This is a genomic window from Kitasatospora sp. NPDC001527 (genome assembly GCF_040298605.1).
GTDB lineage: Bacteria > Actinomycetota > Actinomycetes > Streptomycetales > Streptomycetaceae > Kitasatospora.
In genome coordinates, this window is sequence record NZ_JBEPAM010000017.1 from 87448 (window position 1) to 103063 (window position 15616).

Here is a 15616-nt window from a genome sequence, read left to right on the forward strand (position 1 = left end):
ATGCGGGAGGCGGCGATGACGGCCACGACGGTGGGGGTGCTGCGGGAGACCGTCCCGGGCGAGCGCCGGGTGGCCCTCGTGCCCGACCTGGTGCGGGCCGTCGGCCGCCTCGGTGCGACGGTCCTGGTCGAATCCGGCGCCGGCGCCCGGGCGGGCCACCACGACGCCGGCTACCGTGCCGCGGGGGCCGTCGTCACCGGGCGCGGCGAACTGCTGGGCCGCGCGGACGTGCTGCTCGGGATCCACCCGCCCAACGCCGACCCGACGCGCGAGCTGCGTCCCGGGCAGGTGCTGGCCGCACTGGTACGACCGGAGCGGATCCCGTACCTGGTCCGGATCTGGGCGGACCGGGGGGTGACGGTGATCGGCCTGGACCTGGCACCCGACCTTCCCGCCGCGTACCCGCTGGACGCCGGGGCCTCGCAGGCCCGGGTGGCGGGGTACCGGGCGGTGCTGATCGCCGCCGCGCGGCTGGAGCGCTGCCTGCCGCCCTGGGGTACTCCGGACGGGCTGTTCGACCCGGTCCGGGTGCTGGTGGTCGGCGCCGGCCACGCGGGCCTGCAGGCGGTCGACACCGCCCGCCGCCTGGGCGCGCCGGTCGACGCCGTCGAACCGCGGCTCCGTGAGCGGACGGCGGTTGCCGCGCTGGGGGCCGGGCTGCTGGACCTGCCCGGTCTGCGCACGGTGGGGGACGGCCGGGAGCTGGCGCGGTCCCTGGACCGCCACCGTCCGGCGTGGGTGGCCGGGCTCGCCGCGGCCGCCGTCCGGTACCCCCTCGTGGTGTCGGCCCTCGCCCCGCCGGGCCGTACGCCCCCGGTCCTGCTCCACACGGCGACGGTGGCGCGGATGCGGCCCGGCTCGGTGCTGGTGGATCTGACGGCCGGTCCGGAGGGCGGCACCGTCGAGGGCGTGCTGCCGGACACCACGACCGAGGTCGGCGACGGGGTCACGGTGATCGGCGCCGGGGAACTCGCGGCGCAGGCGGCGGGGACCGCCTCGCGCGCGTTCGCCCACAACGCGCTGGCGCTGCTCGACCGGCTCGCGCACACCGGTGCCCCGGCACAGGACCCGGTCCTCGGCCCCATGCTGGTGACCGACCGGGGCGCCGTGCGGCACGGACCCACCGTCGGGCTGCTGACGCGAGCGACCGCCGCGGCGGGGTTTCCCTAGGCTCAGGGGCGTGCGAACAGCGCGGCGTGCCGGGCGACCGCCCCGGCACGGTCGGCGCACTGCTGGTAGCAGCAGGCCAGCACCACGAGGTCCACGAGATCGACGGCGTCCACCGGGTCCGTTCCCTCCCCGCCCCGCAGCAGCCCGTACAGCAGCCGCTGCCGCCGGGCGACTTCGTGCAGGGCGGCCGGAACGTCGGCGACGCCCTCGGGCGCGCCGGTCTCCAGGATGTCGGCGCACCGCGCGACCAGGTCCAGCGCCGCACCGGCGAGCCCGCGCAGCGGAGTCCGCAGCCGCCCGTCGAACGGTTCCCGCTCCCGACGGGCCCAGGCGGCCTCCAGCAGCCGCTGGGCGAGCCGCCCGAGCGTCTCCACCTCGCACCCCACGTGGACGGCGACGACGGTCCCGGCCCGCCCGCCGGGCGCCACGGCGGCGTCCTCCTCGATCCGGGACAGCAGATCGGCCAGAGCCTTCTCCGCGGCCGGGATCCCGTCGCCGCCGTCGGCCGGATCCGTGAGGACGGCCGTCGCGCCGGCCAGCGCGGCGTGCGCGAGCCGTACCAGCGCGGCCAGCTCGTCGACCAGTGCGCGGTACCCGGTGTCGGCGCCGTCGGACATCCGGTTCACTCCTGTCGTCCGGTCCCCTCGACCAGTCTCGCTCCACCACCGGCGGCACCGCAGCCGCACCGGGCCCGCGACCGCGGTCGCCCCCCGGGACGGTGGCCCGCCGGGCCGGTCGGCGGACCAGGACCCGCTCGCCGGAGCGGGGGACCACGGCCGTCCAGCCGAGCTCGCGGTCGATCCGGTCGCGCAGGGCGGCCGAGCCCTCGGGCTCGCCGTGGACGAGGTACACCGCGCTCGGTTCGGGAGCCCCGCGCAGCCAGTCGACGGCCTCGGCGGCGTCGGCGTGCGCGGAGAACGCCGGGACGTGGACCACCTCGGCGCGCACCGGCACGTACGTGCCGTACATCTTCAGCGTGCGCGCCCCGTCCACCAGATCACGGGCCCGGGTGCCCTCGGCGGCGTAACCGACCACCACGACGGTGTTGCGGGGATCGGGCAGCGGGTGGCGCAGGTGGTGGACGACGCGGCCGCCGGTGGCCATCCCGGAGGCCGAGACGATCACCGCCGGACCGTGGGCCCGGTCCAGGGCGAGCGAGTCCTGGAGCGAGTGCACGAGGGTGAACGGCTCCGGGTCCAGCGCGGCCGCGCCCCGGGCCAGGACGTCGGGGCGCAGCTGGTCGGAGCCGGCCGCGAAGGCCTCCCGGTAGATCTGCAGGGTCGCCAGCGCCATCGGACTGTCCACGTACACCGGGACGCCGGCCGGGAGCCGGCCCGAGCGGCGCAACTCGGTCAGCCGGTGCAGCACGACCTCGGTCCGGTCCACCGCGAAGGAGGGGATCACCGTGGTGTCCAGCGGGACGGGGTCGAACATCCGCAGGGCGTTCTCGACGTCCTCGTCGTCGTAGAGCGGCTCGGCCGGCCGGTGCTTCGACCAGCCGTACCGGTTGGCGTGGTCGGCCTCCTCCCGCAGCAGGTGGGCGCTGTCGCGCAGGATCAGTTCGGCGATCCGGGCGGTGTCCGGGGTGGTGAGCACCGGGCCGCGGAAGCCGTCCCGGACGAGGCGGGGCAGGTAGCCGCAGTGGTCCAGGTGGGCGTGGGTGAGCACCACCGCCCGGACGTCGGCCGGGTCGAGCGGCAGCGGGCGCCGGTTGCGGCGGCGCAGCTCGGCGTGGCCCTGGAACAGGCCGCAGTCGATCATCAGCCGGGCGTGGTCGGTCTCCACCAGGAACTCGCTGCCGGTGACGGTGCCCACGCCGCCGAGGAAGGTCAGCAGGCCCGGCCGGGCCGGCGCCGGGGGAGCGCCGGGGTCCGGCGCTCCCCCGGTCCGTGGTCATGGCCGCCTCCAGCGGAATCGGGGTCCCGGGTCCTCCCATCGTGGCGGCAGGCCGGTCCGCTGTCCCGGGGCGGACCGGCCCTGCCGGCAGGGACCGTCCGGCCCTGGGCGGCGTCCCGCGGGCGGCGGACAGTGGAGTCGGGACCGGCCGACCGCGGCCGTCGGTGCGCGGTGGTCCCGCCCCGACGCGCAGACCCGCCCCGAGGAGGAGTGAGGACGATGCAGCACCGCAGCGTCAACGACGTGATGACCCCCGAGGTCGTCACCGCCCGGCCCGACACGCCGTTCAAGGAGATCGCGGCGCTGTTCCACCGCAACGACATCACCGCGATCCCGGTCGTCGACGACCAGGACCGGCCGCTCGGCATCGTGTCCGAGGCCGACCTGATCCGCAAGGCGGCCGTGCTGCCCGACCCCGAGGGCCGCTACCCGGGCCGCTGGCTGGACGGCCCGGACCGTGCGCGGGCCGAGGCCGAGACGGCCGGCGGTCTGATGACCAGCCCGGCCGTCACCGCCCGCCCGGCGTGGACGGTCGCCGAGGCCGCCCGGGTGATGGACAAGCACCGCGTCAAGCGCCTGGCGGTCGTCGACGAGGCCGGCCGCCTGGTCGGCATCGTGAGCCGCAGCGACCTGCTGGAGGTGTTCCTGCGGCACGACACGGAGATCCGTGAGGAGATCGTCGACGAGGTGCTCGGGCGGACCCTGCGGCTCGCCCCCGACGCCGTTCGGGTGACCGTCGAGGACGGGATCGTCACCCTGACCGGACGGCTGCCGCGGCGCAGCCAGATCCCGGTCACCGAGCGGCTCTGCCGCGCCGTGGACGGCGTGGTGGCCGTGCACCGCGAGCTCGACTGGACCGAGGACGACACCGAACCCCGGCTCGAACACCCCCGCGCCTACCGCGCGGCGTCGTAGGAGGCCGTCATGACGGGCACCCCGAACACCGTCGCCGACGTCATGACCCACGGGGTCGTCGCCGTCGGCCGTGACGCGGACTTCCGCGAGGTCGCCGAGACCCTGCAGCGCTGGCAGGTCAGCGCCCTCCCGGTGCTGACCGGTGACGGCCGGGTCATCGGCGTGGTCTCCGAGGCCGACCTGCTCACCGCCCGGGACCGGGACGGCGAACGCGCCGACACCCTGACGGCCGGGCGGATGATGTCCGTCCCCGCCGTCACCGTGCACCCGGGCAGCCCGCTCAACGAGGCCGCCCGGGCGATGGCCCGCGGCCACCTCAAGCGCCTCCCGGTGGTCGACGCGGAGGACTTCCTGGTCGGCATCGTCAGCCGGGGCGACCTGCTGAAGGTGTACCTGGCCGAGGACCGGGAGCTCGCCGACCGGGTCCGCTTCGAACTGGTCGCCACCCTGGGCCCGGCCGGCCCGACGGCCGTGGACGTCCGGGCGCGGGAGGGCCGGATCACCCTGTCCGGCACCCTGCCCGACACGGTCCCCCTCCCGGTGCTGGAACGGCTGGTCCGGTCCGTCCCCGGAGTCGTCGCCGTCGAGGTCCGGCTCAGCGCCCCGGCCTGACCGCACGAGTTCCCTGGTGCGCCGGGCGGTCCCCGCGCGCAGAATCGGTCACATGACCGGCCCGGTGACCCAGGGAGCAGCGATGGACGCGACCGAACCCGCCGCGGCCGAGCGGCGCGTGCGGGTGTTCCTGTTGGACGACCACGAGGTGGTCCGCCGCGGGGTGCGCGACCTGCTGGACGGCGAGCCGGACCTGGAGGTCGTCGGCGAGGCGGGCAGCTGCGCCGAGGCCCTCGCCCGGGTGCCCGCGCTGCGCCCGGACGTGGCGGTCCTCGACGTCCGGCTGCCGGACGGCGACGGCGTCACCGTCTGCCGGGAACTGCGCGACCGCATGCCGCACCTGGTCTGCCTGATGCTGACCTCGTTCGACGACGACGACGCCCTGCTCGACGCGATCATGGCCGGGGCGGCCGGCTACGTGCTGAAGCAGGTCAAGGGCGGCGACCTGGTCGGCGCGGTCCGGACGGTCGCCTCGGGCCAGTCCATGCTGGACCCGGCGACCACCCGCAAGCTGATGGAGAGCCTGCGCCACCACGACCAGACCCCGACCGAGGCCGCCCTGGCCCAGCTGACCCCGCGGGAGCGGGAGATCCTCGCCCTGGTGGGGGAGGGGAAGACCAACCGGCAGATCGGCCGGGAGCTGTACCTCGCGGAGAAGACGGTCAAGAACCACGTCTCGCGGCTGCTCGCCAAGCTCGGCGTCGAACGCCGCCTCCAGGCCGCCGTCCTCGCGGCGCACGCCGATCCGGAGGCCGGGCACCACCCGCACCCGCACTGACCACGGGGCCGGTCGGGCCCGGCAAGGGGCCCGACCGGCCCAAGCGGCCCGCCGCGGCCCCGGCGCAGGGTGGACGTGGGGCAACCCGCCCGCGCACCCCCTTGGAGGCGGCCATGTCCATCCTCGCCCTCGACGCCGCCGCGCTGGAGAGCCTCGTCTCCGCGGCGGTCGCCGCGCCCTCGCTCCACAACAGCCAGCCGTGGCGCTTCCGGCTCCGGCCGGAGACCTCCACCCTGGAGGTCCGGGCCGCCCGGGCACGGGCCCTGCCCGTGATGGACCCCGCGGGGCGGGCCCTGCACATCTCGGTCGGCGCGGCCGTGCTGAACCTGCGGGTCGCGGCCCGCCACCTCGGCTGGGCCCCCGAGGTCCGGCTGCTGCCCGACCCGGCCGATCCCGACCTGCTGGCCGCCGTGCAGCTGGACACCGCCGCACCGGTGCGGCCGTCCCTCACCGAGGCGCTCTACACGGCGATCTGGCACCGCCACTCGATCCGCACGCCGTTCACCGGCGAGCCCGTCCCGCCGGCCGTCCTCGACGAACTCGCGACGGCCGCCCGGGCCGAGGACGCCCACCTCGAACTCCCGGACCACGAGGAGACCGTCCGGCTCCTGGAGCTCACCGCCGAGGCCGAACGGCGCAGTACCACCGACCCGGGGCGGAGCACCGAGAGCCGCGCCTGGATCCACAGCGGAGACCTGTTGCCCTACGGCATCCCGGCCCGTGCGCTCGGACCGCAGGACCGCGACGGGCACCTGCCCGTGCGCGACTTCACCGCCCTGCGGCCCGCCGGGCACCGCACGCCCGCCACCTTCGAGCGCGAACCGCGGATCGCCCTGATCGTCACCGGCCGGGACCGGCGCGCGGACTGGCTGCGCGCCGGCCTCGCCCTGGAGCACGTCCTGCTCACGGCCACCGTGCACGGGGTCCGCGCCTCCCTGCTCCACCAGGCGATGGAGTGGCCCTCCCTGCGCTGGGCCGCCCGCGAGCCGCACCTCGGTCCCGGCCACGTCCAGATGCTGATCCGCCTCGGCTACGGCCCGGAGGGCGCCCCCACACCGCGCCTGGCCGCCCGCGACGTCCTGGACCCCCGGTCCTAGGCGTCCGGCAACGGGACCCGCCAGAGCAGTTCGGTGCCGCCCTCGGGGCGGGCGCCCGCGGTGAAGGTCCCGCCCAGGGCGGCGGCCCGTTCGGCGAGGTTGGCCAGGCCGCTGCGGCGCCCGCCCTCCGGCAGGCCGACGCCGTCGTCCGTGACGGTGAGCGTGAGGTCCGCCCCGGCGGTGAGGGAGACCTGGACGGCGCGGGCACTCGCGTGCCGGGCGGCGTTGGACAGCGCCAGCAGTTCGTCCAGGCGCAGCTTCGGCACGGGGGCGAAGCTCTCGGGATCGCTGTCCATGGCATCCTCCACGGCCTCGCCCGACGCCCCTGACCAGCGTAGTCGCGCGGTGGCGCCCGCCGCCGCGGACCGGGGCCGAACGGCCCACCCCGTCCACCCGGCGGACCCAAGCCGGGAGCCCGACGCGGCGGAACGCTGGAAGGGGGGAGCGGGGGCGGCGCCGCCGCTCCGCAGCCCGAGAGGAGTGACCGGGAGATGAAGGCACTGACCTACCACGGACCGGGCCGCCGGACCTGGGGCACGGTCCCCGACCCCGCCGTCCAGGACCCCGAGGACGCGATCGTGCGCGTCGACGCGGTCACCATCTGCGGCACCGACCTGCACATCCTGAAGGGTGACGTCCCCGAAGTCGCCGAAGGACGCGTCCTCGGCCACGAGGCCGTCGGCACGGTCACCGAGACCGGCCCGGGCGTGCGCACCGTCGGCGTGGGCGAGCGCGTCCTCGTCTCGTGCATCTCCGCCTGCGGCCGCTGCGCCTACTGCCGCACCGCGACGTACGGCCAGTGCACCGGCGGAGGCGGCTGGATCCTCGGCCACCTGGTCGACGGCTGCCAGGCCGAGTACGTCCGCACCCCCTTCGCCGACACCTCCCTGCACCGGCTGCCCGGCGGAGTCACCGACGAGCACGCGCTCTTGCTCGCCGACATCCTGCCCACCTCCTACGAGGTCGGGGTCCGCAACGGCCGGGTCGGTCCCGGCGACACCGTGGTGATCGTCGGCGCCGGGCCGATCGGACTCGCCGCGATCCTCACCGCCCGGCTCTACAGCCCGGCCCGCACCGTGGTGATCGACCTGGCCCGCGGCCGCCTCGACGCCGCGAAGCGGTTCGGAGCCGACATCGTGCTCACCGTCGACGAGGCCACCCCCGAGGCGGTGCGCGCGCTGGGCCGGGACGGTCTGGGCGCCGACGTCGCGATCGAGGCGGTCGGCGTCCCCGAGTCCTTCGAGCTGTGCACCCGGGTGGTGCGCCCCGGCGGGCGGGTCGCCAACGTCGGCGTCCACGGCCGGCCGGCCGTGCTGCACCTGGAGGACCTCTGGATCCGCGACGTCACCGTCACCACCGGCCTGGTCGACACCCGCAGCACCCCGATGCTGCTCGACATGCTGGCCGCCGGCCGCCTGGACGTCTCCGGCCTGGTCACCCACCGCTTCGGCCTGGACGAGATGCAGGAGGCCTACGACGTCTTCGCCGCCGCCGGGGAGAACGGCGCCCTCAAGGTCGCCCTCTTCCGCACCTGACGCCACCGGTACCGGCCGGCCGGGGCCCCGCGGCGACCACGGCGGTTCCGGCGAGTGCGGCGTGCAGGTTCGCGCCGTCGCGGGGTAGACGCCGGGCCGACGGGAGGTGGGCGGCGATGGGCGCTGACGACGCGGTGCTGGGCGGTGTGCTGGCCCGGCTGCTGGCCCGCTCCCGGGCGCACGGTCCGGCGGAGCTGCCCGGCCTAGTGCGGGAGGCGGCCCGCGGGCTGGGCGCGGACGGGGCCTGGATCCTGCTCGCCGACGTACAGCAGCGGCACCTGGTGCCGCTGCCCGGGACGGGGGACGGCGAGATCGACGTCGAGGGGACGCTCGGCGGCCGCGCCTACCGGCTGCAGTGCGCCCAGTTCTCCACCGGCCCGCCCCCGGTCGGCTGGTACCCGCTGGTCGACGGGGTCGAGCGGATCGGTGTCCTGCGGATCGAGGGCGGGCCCCGGGACGAGGACATGACCGCTCGCTACGAGGCGCTGGCCTCCCTGGTCGCCCTGCTGGCGGTGTCGAAGAGCACGTACAGCGACGTCATGGTCGAGGTCGGGCGCCGGCAGCCGATGAGCCTGCAGGCCGAGCTGCTGTGGGCGTTCCTGCCGCCGCGCACCATCGGGACCCGCGACGTCACCTCCAGCGCCGTCCTGGAGCCGGCCTACGACGTGGGCGGGGACGCCTTCGACCACTCGGTGGCGCACGGGCGCCTGCACGTGTCCGTGTTCGACGCGATGGGCCACGACCTCGCCTCCGGCGGCGCCAGCTCGGTCGCCCTGGCCGCCTGCCGCTCCACCCGGCGGGCCGGCGGCGGGCCGGCCGACATCGTGCGGGCCATCGACCGCACGCTGGCCCGGTGGATCCCGGACCGGCTGCTGACCGCGGTGGTCGCCGACCTCGACACGGCCACCGGCGAGCTGTCCTGGGTCAACTGCGGCCACCCGCCGCCGCTGCTCGTCCGGGACCGCCGGGTCGTGTCGGACGCCCTGCTCCGGCGCGCCGAGCTGCCCCTCGGCCTCGGCTTCCACGAGAGCGGGCCGCAGCCCGTGCACCACGCCCGGCTGCAGCCCGGCGACCGGTTGCTGCTCCACACCGACGGGGTGACCGAGGCCCGCTCGGCCTCCGGCGAGCTCTTCGGGGAGCGCCGCCTGGCCGACACCCTGGTCCAGCACATGGCCGGCGGGGAGCCCGCCCCCGAGGCCCTGCGCCAGCTGATCCACGCCCTGGTCACCCACCAGGACCACCAGCTGCGCGACGACGCCACCATCCTGCTGGCGGAGTGGCACCCGCACCGGCCCGGCCAGTGAGGAGACGGGCGTCCGGCCTCGGCCGTACCGGGCAATTTCCGCCGCGTCCCGCGCCCGGGCGCCTCGGTCACCCTGATCGCGCCCGACGGCACCCCGGCCCCCGAACCCTTCGGCAACGGCGGCCTGTTCCTGCCCTGGGGCATCGCCGTCGACGGGGAGGACGCGGTCTGGGTCGCCAACTTCGGCGGCCACCGCGTCGCCCGGCTGTGCGGCACCGACCCCAACGTCTGGCTGGTCAACAACTGGCGTACCGCCCCCCTCCAGGCGAATCCCGGCGGTCATGAGCTGGTGGTCCTGGTCGGCGCCGCCGCGCCCGTCCCGGCCCCGCGGCTCGGCGGGCCCGGGCGGCCCTGACCGGGCGCCCGGTCAGGGCCGTCCGGGGGAACAGGGCCGAACAGCCCAGGCCCCTCGCCGACCGGGCCCCGGCCGGGCGATCCTGCGAAGGGGAGAGCACCAGCCGAGGAGCCGAACCGTGAACCGCATCCCCGACCTCGACGCCGTCCGGCGGGCCGACCCCGCCGAGGTGGCCCGCCGGATCACCGAGCGCCGTGACCGGCTCGGTCTGGACGACGACCGGGACCTGGCCCACCGGGCGGGCATGGCGCCCGCCTACTTCCGTCACCTGCTGACGGCCGGCCCGGCCTTCGACCCGGCCGGCTTCGTCCGGATCGCGGCCGCCCTCCGGATGACCTGGACGGAACTGCTGGACGACCGCTCGGACGCCCCGCCGGGGCAGTCGCAGCCCTCGCCGCAGGCGCCGCGGCCGCTGCTGATGCCGCTGTCCGAACCGGAGTGCTGGGTGCTGGTCGGCACCCACGGGGTCGGCCGGGTGGGCCTGCCCGGCACCCCGGCCCCGGTCGTCCTGCCGGTGAACTACCTGGTCGACGGCCGGACGATCGTCTACCACACCTCGCCCCGGAGCGCCGCCGCGGCGGCGGACGGGTCCCCGGTCTCCTTCCAGGCCGACCACATCGACGACCGGCTGAGCGAGGGCTGGAGCGTGCTCATGCTCGGCGCGGCGCACCGCATCGACGACGCCGGGGAGGAGCGGCGGCTGGCCCGGCTGCCGGGCGCGACCCCCTGGGCGGGCGGCGACCGCCCGCTCTGGCTGCGCATCCGGCCCGACGAGGTGACCGGCCGCCGCCTCGGTACGGACTGAGGCGGCGGCCGGTCACGCGCTCAGACGCCCAGGGCCTGGAGGATCGGGTGGCCCAGGGTGCCGAGCCAGCCGGCCAGCGCCGAGATCGGCCCGATCAGGGCGGTGCCGGCGGTCACCAGCGCGCCCGCCGAGGTGAGCAGGTGGGTGACCCGGCTGAGCCGGCCCGCCACCGCTTCGCGGTCCGGCTCCGGGCGGGCGACCTCGGTGTCCAGTGCCTCGATCTCGGACCGGACCTCGGGGGCCACCGCCGCCGGCAGCGGGGTCTGTTCCACGGCCGTGCGCAGTTCGCCGACCAGCTCCCGCACGTCCCGTCCGTCCGCCGTGAGGCGGCCGCGCTGGCCGCCGTGCACGGTCTGGTTCCCGGCGACGTTGTTGATGACGCCGCCCTGCTGGCTCCCGATGTGGAAGACCATGACGGTCCCTTCGCCAGGGGCCCGCGCCGCCTCAGCCGGACGGCGACGGGTCCGGGTTCAGTCGGCGCTCCTCCTCCTTCTCGTACCGGCGCTGCCGGATGACGGATCTGATCAGTACGGCGCCGCCGACGACCAGCAGCACCGCGCCGGCCACCCCCACCATGACGCTGGCGGTGTGCGCGATGCTCTGCACCCGGCCGTCGAGCACGTCCTGGTTGCCCTCCCAGCCGAGGAAGGCGCTGCCCAGCAGGGCGAGCACGAGACCGGTCACCATGAGGTGCCGAGCGATCGTCCTGGCGGTGGCGAGCTTGCGGAAGAAGGTCTCGCGGCGGGCGAGTTCGAGGTGGTCGTCCCGGTAGGTGTAGTTGTACTGGTTCCCGTTGACGTTGCTGAGGTTGCCCATCGCCCGCTGCTGGTCGACGTCGAAGCGGCCCGCCCCCTGCCGCGGTGCCGCCGGCGGCGGGACGTCCAGCCGGGGCAGCTGCGCCTGAACGGCCGACACGACGCCGCGGGGCGGATGGGAGCCCGGCGGCGCGGACGGCCTCGGCGGGGCGCCGGGCGTGCCGGGCGGGGAATCCTCCCGTTCGGGCTTCTCCGGCCGGGCCCGCTCCAGTGGGGCGGGCCCGGCCGGGGCCGCCGCCAGGCGGGCGGGTACCGCGACGGGCGCACCGCCGCGCGGGTGCGGGGGAGCCGCCGGCGCCCCGTCGGTGAGGAGCGTCGGCGGCTCCGGCCCTTCGGCCGCGCCGCTCGGCCCGGCGATCGCGGTCGCCGCCTCGGCGGGCTCCTCGTAGTGCACCTCCAGCGGGCCGAAGCTCAGGACGTCCCCCGTGTGCAGGATCCGCTGGCCCAGCAGCCGGTGACCGTTCAGCCGGGTGCCGTTGGTGGAGCTGAGGTCCTCGACGGTGGTGTGGCCGTCGGCCGACCGCACCACGGCGTGGCGCCGGCTGAGCAGCGGGTCCACCAGCTGGAGCCGGCAGGTGGAGTCCCGGCCGACCAGTAACGGCTCGTAGCCGAGCTCGTACACCTGGCCGCGGATCCGGTCGGGGTTGTCGACGATCAGACGAGGTAAGACCTGATCCTGCGAGGACGGGCTCATGGCGCGGCCTCCTCCCGAGTGGCACGGGTGCAACCGGTGGGCCGCCGTGGCGGTGAAACGCTTCGCCGCCCGTCGGCTCGGATGCGTTCACTTCCAGTAAAGGCCACTTCCGGCCTGTCGCACAGCCCCGTCCGGCTGTCGGGTCGTCGGAACTCCCGCCCGCTCACCACCCGTGCGCGGACCCTCACCGTCCGGTGCCCCAGGGGCGTGTCCGGCGATTCCCGCCGGGCGCGCGACGCCAGGGCGCGCGCCTCGCCGCGTGGACCGATGGCGGGGGCCAACTCGTCTGAAGCGCGGGAGAGTTGCCGTTCACCTTGCGTCGCCGGGCGGTGGGCGGACAGTCGTCCCGCGCGCACCCGGCCGTGATCGTCGCCCACGGCTTCGTCCCGATCGGCGGCCGCGGTTTCGTCCGCACCGGCCGACCGGTTGCGCCCCGTCGCCGAGCCGGAGCCCGCGCCGGGTCGGTGACGCGGCGGTAGCATGCAGGCACCCTACGTGGTGACCGGGAGGCCCCTGATGAGTGTGACGAACCGGTACCGGGAGGCCTGGGAGGGCTTCTGGCGCGAGGCGCCCGAGAGCCAGGGCTCGGTGATCTGGGACGCGGGACCGGCCCTCACCGCCGCCCGCCACCTCGCGCTGTTCGAACCGTACCTCGCCGACCCCGCGCTGCCGCTCGTCGACCTCGGCTGCGGCAACGGCACCCAGACCCGCTTCCTTGCCGGCCGCTTCGCCCGCGTGCTCGGCGCCGACCTGTCCGCCGCCGCCGTCGCCCTCGCCCGGCGCTGCGACCCGGCGGAGCTGGCCTCGTACGTCCAGCTGGACGCCACCGACCCGGCGGCGGTCCGGGCCCTGCACGAGCGCCTCGGCGACGCCAACGTGTACGTGCGCGGCGTGATCCACCAGAGCGAGCCCGCCGACCGCCGGCCGGTCGCCGAGGCCGTTGCCACGCTGCTCGGCGCACACGGCCGGGCCTTCCTTGTCGAGCTCTCCGAGGCGGCCAAGCACGTCCTGGGCGGCCTCGCCCGCGACCCGGCCGGCCCGCCCCCGAAGCTGCGTCCGGTGTTCTCCCACGGCCTGGCCCCCGCCGAGCTCCCCGACGCGGCCTTCGGCGAGCTGCTGCCCACCGCCGGGCTCGCCGTCCTCGCCTCCGGTGAACTGCCGCTGTCCACCACCGAGTTCACCCCGGCGGGCGAGCGGATCGAGCTGCCGGCGCACTGGGTGGCGGTGGCCCCGGCCGGTGCGCGTCCGGCCTGAGGCGTCCGGTGACCGGAGCCGGGTGAAGCCTCTGCGGTGAACCGAGCGGTGGCCGGCGCGCGTCACTCCTGGTGTGACCGATCTGCAGCTCGTCCCACCGCTCCGCACCCCCACGGCGCCCGCCGGCGCCGCGATACCCGGCGCCCCGGCCCGGCGGTGCGGGTGACGGCCGCGCGCCCGGGCGCCCCCGGCGGGCGCGCCGGGTACGCGGCGGTCGCGATCGCGGTGGTGGCCGCCGTGGCGGCGGGGCTGCTGTGGTGGAAGCCCTGGGCCGCCGAGGCGCCCAAGCCCCTGGCGTTCACCACGGCCCCGGGCGGCTCCGCGCGGTTCGGCACCGGGGAGCACCTGTACCGGTACAAGGTGCGGGCCGAGGACGGCCTGAAGGTGAGCCCGCAGGAGTTCGCCGCCGAGGTGGACCGGATCCTAGGGGACGTCCGGCGCGGCTGGGCGGCGAGCGGCACCTGGTCCTTCCAGCGGGAGGCCGCCGACCCGGTGGACTTCACGGTCTACCTGGCCACCCCGGAGTCCACCGACCGGATCTGCGGCCAGTACGGGCTGGACACCGGCGGCTGGGTGAACTGCGCGGCCAACCGCCAGGTCGTCATCAACCTCAAGCGCTGGACCGAGCTGTCCGAGTTCTACGCCGGGCAGCCCGAGGCCTACCACGCCCTCGCCGTCAACCACGAGGTCGGGCACATCCTCGGCCAGGGCCACGTCGACTGCCCCGGCCCGGGCGCGCCCGCGCCGGTGATGATGCAGCAGATCAAGGGGCTGCACGGCTGCGTGCCCAACGGCCGGCCGTACGGCGAGGACGGCACCCTGCTCACCGGCCCGCCGCTCCCGCCGGCCGCGCCCTCGCCCTGACGGTCCGCCGGGTCGGTGCCCCACCCGGCGGACCGTTCGCGCGGTGCCGGTACACCTGGTCCCGCTACACCCCGGCCCGGTCGCCGACCGGCGCCGCGCCCCGCGGCAGCCCGTCGTCCAGCGCGCGCAGGATGGACTCCACGCTCTGCTTGGCGTCGCCGAACAGCATGGCGCTGTTCTCCCGGAAGAACAGCGGGTTCTGCACCCCCGCGTAGCCGGAGGCCATCGACCGCTTGAACACGATCACCCGCTCGGCCTCCCAGACCCGCAGCACCGGCATGCCCGCGATCGGACTGGCCGGGTCGTCCATGGCGGCCGGGTTGACGGTGTCGTTGGCGCCGATGACCAGGACGACACCGGTGGCGGCGAAGTCGTCGTTGATCTCGTCCATCTCCAGGACGATGTCGTAGGGCACCTTCGCCTCGGCGAGCAGCACGTTCATGTGGCCGGGCAGCCGCCCGGCGACCGGGTGGACGCCGAACCGCACCTCCACACCGCGCTCGCGCAGCCGCCGGGTCAGCTCCGCGACCGGGTGCTGCGCCTGCGCCACCGCCATGCCGTAGCCGGGGGTGATGATCACCGACTTGGCCTGTGCCAGCTGCCGGGCCGCCTCCTCGGCACGGACCTCCCGGTGCTCGCCCTGCTCCTCGCCGCCGCCCGCCGCGGCCTCGATGCCGAAACCGCCCGCGATGACGGACAGGAAGGAGCGGTTCATCGCCCGGCACATGATGTACGACAGGTACGCACCCGAGGAGCCGACCAGCGCACCGGTGACGATCAGCAGGTTGTTGTCGAGCAGGAACCCGGCGGCCGCCGCGGCCCAGCCGGAGTAGCTGTTGAGCATGGAGACGACCACGGGCATGTCGCCGCCGCCGATCGAGGCGACCAGGTGCCAGCCCAGCGCGAGCGCGAGCACGGTCACCGCGATCATCAGCCCGAGGCCCGGGCTGACCGTGAACCAGACCGTCAGCGCCACGAACGCGCCCAGCGCGCCGGTGTTCAGCGCGTTCTTGCCGGGCAGCGTCAGCGGGCGCGAGGCGATCCGCCCGGACAGCTTGAGGAAGGCGACGATCGAGCCGGTGAAGGTGACGGCGCCGATGAAGACGCCGATGAACACCTCGGCGTGGTGGATGCCCAGCAGGTCGGCGGTGACGGCGCTCTGGGCCGTGCCGTGCGCCTCGACCTCCAGGTAGCTGTTCCAGCCGACCAGCACCGCGGCGAGGCCGACGAAGCTGTGCAGCACGGCGATGAGCTCGGGCATCTGGGTCATCTCGACCTGCCGCGCCCGCCACAGGCCGATCGCCCCGCCCAGCGCCATCGCGAGCACGATCAGGGCGACGGCGCCGGCGGTGATGCTCTGCGCCGCCACCACGACGGTGGCGACCAGGGCGAGGGCCATGCCGGCGATGCCGTAGACGACGCCGGCCCGGGAGGTGCGGTGCTGGGAGAGCCCGGCCAGGCTGAGGATGAACAGCAGGGCGGCGACCAGGTCCGCGGCGTGGGCTGCCGTTGTGGAGGTCATC

Annotated in this window: 16 protein-coding genes and 1 pseudogene; 11 read left to right on the plus strand and 6 right to left on the minus strand. The window is 76.0% G+C overall.

All coding sequences use genetic code 11. The annotated features are described in order from the left end of the window. Window positions 1-15 precede the first annotated feature (15 nt). Window positions 16-1170 carry a Rossmann-fold NAD(P)-binding domain-containing protein gene (locus tag ABT238_RS18370; RefSeq protein ID WP_350765220.1) on the plus strand — a complete coding sequence of 385 codons (1155 nt, stop codon included), beginning with the start codon at window positions 16-18 and terminating at the stop codon, window positions 1168-1170. Between the two features lie 2 nt (window positions 1171-1172). Here ABT238_RS18370 and ABT238_RS18375 read toward each other — a convergent pair whose 3' ends face one another. Further along, window positions 1173-1787, minus strand: a complete 615-nt coding sequence (locus tag ABT238_RS18375; RefSeq protein ID WP_350765245.1) for a hypothetical protein — start codon at window positions 1785-1787, stop codon at window positions 1173-1175. 160 nt (window positions 1788-1947) lie between these two features. Continuing rightward, window positions 1948-2985 (minus strand): annotated as a pseudogene (locus tag ABT238_RS18380) (MBL fold metallo-hydrolase RNA specificity domain-containing protein); the annotation flags it as partial. Window positions 2986-3285: 300 nt separating this feature from the next. Between ABT238_RS18380 and ABT238_RS18385 the strand changes: the two are divergent. The 4 genes from ABT238_RS18385 to ABT238_RS18400 all read left to right on the plus strand — a co-directional run bounded on the left by ABT238_RS18385 (window position 3286) and on the right by ABT238_RS18400 (window position 6468). Further along, the gene (locus ABT238_RS18385) at window positions 3286-3981 is read left to right on the plus strand and encodes a CBS domain-containing protein (RefSeq protein ID WP_350765269.1); all 696 of its coding nucleotides are present in this window, start codon (window positions 3286-3288) and stop codon (window positions 3979-3981) included. Between the two features lie 9 nt (window positions 3982-3990). Beyond that, window positions 3991-4593: a CBS domain-containing protein gene (locus ABT238_RS18390; protein ID WP_350565141.1), complete on the plus strand. Its 603-nt coding sequence runs from the start codon at window positions 3991-3993 to the stop codon at window positions 4591-4593. 82 nt (window positions 4594-4675) lie between these two features. Continuing rightward, window positions 4676-5371, plus strand: a complete 696-nt coding sequence (locus tag ABT238_RS18395; protein ID WP_350565262.1) for a response regulator — start codon at window positions 4676-4678, stop codon at window positions 5369-5371. A gap of 113 nt (window positions 5372-5484) precedes the next feature. After that, window positions 5485-6468, plus strand: coding sequence for an Acg family FMN-binding oxidoreductase (locus tag ABT238_RS18400; protein ID WP_350765341.1), 984 nt, complete (start codon window positions 5485-5487; stop codon window positions 6466-6468). On the opposite strand, the gene ABT238_RS18405 is transcribed toward ABT238_RS18400, so the two are convergent. Further along, a complete protein-coding gene (locus tag ABT238_RS18405; RefSeq protein WP_502884245.1) occupies window positions 6465-6764 on the minus strand; it encodes a sensor histidine kinase in 300 nt (99 codons plus the stop codon). The two genes, ABT238_RS18400 and ABT238_RS18405, sit on opposite strands and share 4 nt — an antisense overlap. A 195-nt stretch (window positions 6765-6959) precedes the next feature. On the opposite strand from ABT238_RS18405, the gene ABT238_RS18410 reads away from it, so the two are divergent. The 4 genes from ABT238_RS18410 (at window position 6960) to ABT238_RS18425 (ending at window position 10466) form a co-directional block, all read left to right on the plus strand. After that, window positions 6960-8003, plus strand: coding sequence for a zinc-dependent alcohol dehydrogenase family protein (locus ABT238_RS18410; RefSeq protein ID WP_350565137.1), 1044 nt, complete (start codon window positions 6960-6962; stop codon window positions 8001-8003). Between the two features lie 116 nt (window positions 8004-8119). Then, window positions 8120-9307, plus strand: coding sequence for a PP2C family protein-serine/threonine phosphatase (locus tag ABT238_RS18415; protein ID WP_350765389.1), 1188 nt, complete (start codon window positions 8120-8122; stop codon window positions 9305-9307). A gap of 129 nt (window positions 9308-9436) precedes the next feature. After that, window positions 9437-9661: a hypothetical protein gene (locus ABT238_RS18420; protein WP_350766447.1), complete on the plus strand. Its 225-nt coding sequence runs from the start codon at window positions 9437-9439 to the stop codon at window positions 9659-9661. 118 nt (window positions 9662-9779) lie between these two features. Next, window positions 9780-10466 (plus strand): pyridoxamine 5'-phosphate oxidase family protein, encoded by a 687-nt coding sequence (locus ABT238_RS18425; protein WP_350565134.1) that lies wholly within the window; start codon window positions 9780-9782, stop codon window positions 10464-10466. A gap of 20 nt (window positions 10467-10486) precedes the next feature. Here the strand turns inward: ABT238_RS18425 and ABT238_RS18430 are convergent, their stop codons facing one another. Both ABT238_RS18430 and ABT238_RS18435 read right to left on the minus strand, forming a co-directional pair. Next, a complete protein-coding gene (locus ABT238_RS18430; RefSeq protein WP_350565132.1) occupies window positions 10487-10879 on the minus strand; it encodes a hypothetical protein in 393 nt (130 codons plus the stop codon). A gap of 31 nt (window positions 10880-10910) precedes the next feature. Beyond that, entirely contained in the window at window positions 10911-11975 is a 1065-nt protein-coding gene (locus ABT238_RS18435) for an FHA domain-containing protein (RefSeq protein ID WP_350765475.1), read from the minus strand. Between the two features lie 516 nt (window positions 11976-12491). On the opposite strand from ABT238_RS18435, the gene ABT238_RS18440 reads away from it, so the two are divergent. Both ABT238_RS18440 and ABT238_RS18445 read left to right on the plus strand, forming a co-directional pair. Then, on the plus strand, window positions 12492-13229 hold the full coding sequence (locus ABT238_RS18440; RefSeq protein ID WP_350565128.1) for a class I SAM-dependent methyltransferase: 738 nt from the start codon (window positions 12492-12494) through the stop codon (window positions 13227-13229). Between the two features lie 162 nt (window positions 13230-13391). Beyond that, entirely contained in the window at window positions 13392-14093 is a 702-nt protein-coding gene (locus ABT238_RS18445; RefSeq protein ID WP_350765532.1) for a DUF3152 domain-containing protein, read from the plus strand. Between the two features lie 64 nt (window positions 14094-14157). Here the strand turns inward: ABT238_RS18445 and pntB are convergent, their stop codons facing one another. Then, on the minus strand, window positions 14158-15615 hold the full coding sequence (gene pntB, locus ABT238_RS18450; protein ID WP_350565124.1) for a Re/Si-specific NAD(P)(+) transhydrogenase subunit beta: 1458 nt from the start codon (window positions 15613-15615) through the stop codon (window positions 14158-14160). Window position 15616 lies beyond the last annotated feature (1 nt).

Coding starts and splice junctions, on each gene's coding strand:
- ABT238_RS18370 (WP_350765220.1), top strand. CDS start 16: ATGACGGCCACGACGGTGGGGGTGCTGCGGGAGACCGTCCCGGGCGAG.
- ABT238_RS18375 (WP_350765245.1), bottom strand. CDS start 1,787: ATGTCCGACGGCGCCGACACCGGGTACCGCGCACTGGTCGACGAGCTG.
- ABT238_RS18385 (WP_350765269.1), top strand. CDS start 3,286: ATGCAGCACCGCAGCGTCAACGACGTGATGACCCCCGAGGTCGTCACC.
- ABT238_RS18390 (WP_350565141.1), top strand. CDS start 3,991: ATGACGGGCACCCCGAACACCGTCGCCGACGTCATGACCCACGGGGTC.
- ABT238_RS18395 (WP_350565262.1), top strand. CDS start 4,676: ATGGACGCGACCGAACCCGCCGCGGCCGAGCGGCGCGTGCGGGTGTTC.
- ABT238_RS18400 (WP_350765341.1), top strand. CDS start 5,485: ATGTCCATCCTCGCCCTCGACGCCGCCGCGCTGGAGAGCCTCGTCTCC.
- ABT238_RS18405 (WP_502884245.1), bottom strand. CDS start 6,764: ATGGACAGCGATCCCGAGAGCTTCGCCCCCGTGCCGAAGCTGCGCCTG.
- ABT238_RS18410 (WP_350565137.1), top strand. CDS start 6,960: ATGAAGGCACTGACCTACCACGGACCGGGCCGCCGGACCTGGGGCACG.
- ABT238_RS18415 (WP_350765389.1), top strand. CDS start 8,120: ATGGGCGCTGACGACGCGGTGCTGGGCGGTGTGCTGGCCCGGCTGCTG.
- ABT238_RS18430 (WP_350565132.1), bottom strand. CDS start 10,879: ATGGTCTTCCACATCGGGAGCCAGCAGGGCGGCGTCATCAACAACGTC.
- ABT238_RS18435 (WP_350765475.1), bottom strand. CDS start 11,975: ATGAGCCCGTCCTCGCAGGATCAGGTCTTACCTCGTCTGATCGTCGAC.
- ABT238_RS18440 (WP_350565128.1), top strand. CDS start 12,492: ATGAGTGTGACGAACCGGTACCGGGAGGCCTGGGAGGGCTTCTGGCGC.
- pntB (WP_350565124.1), bottom strand. CDS start 15,615: ATGACCTCCACAACGGCAGCCCACGCCGCGGACCTGGTCGCCGCCCTG.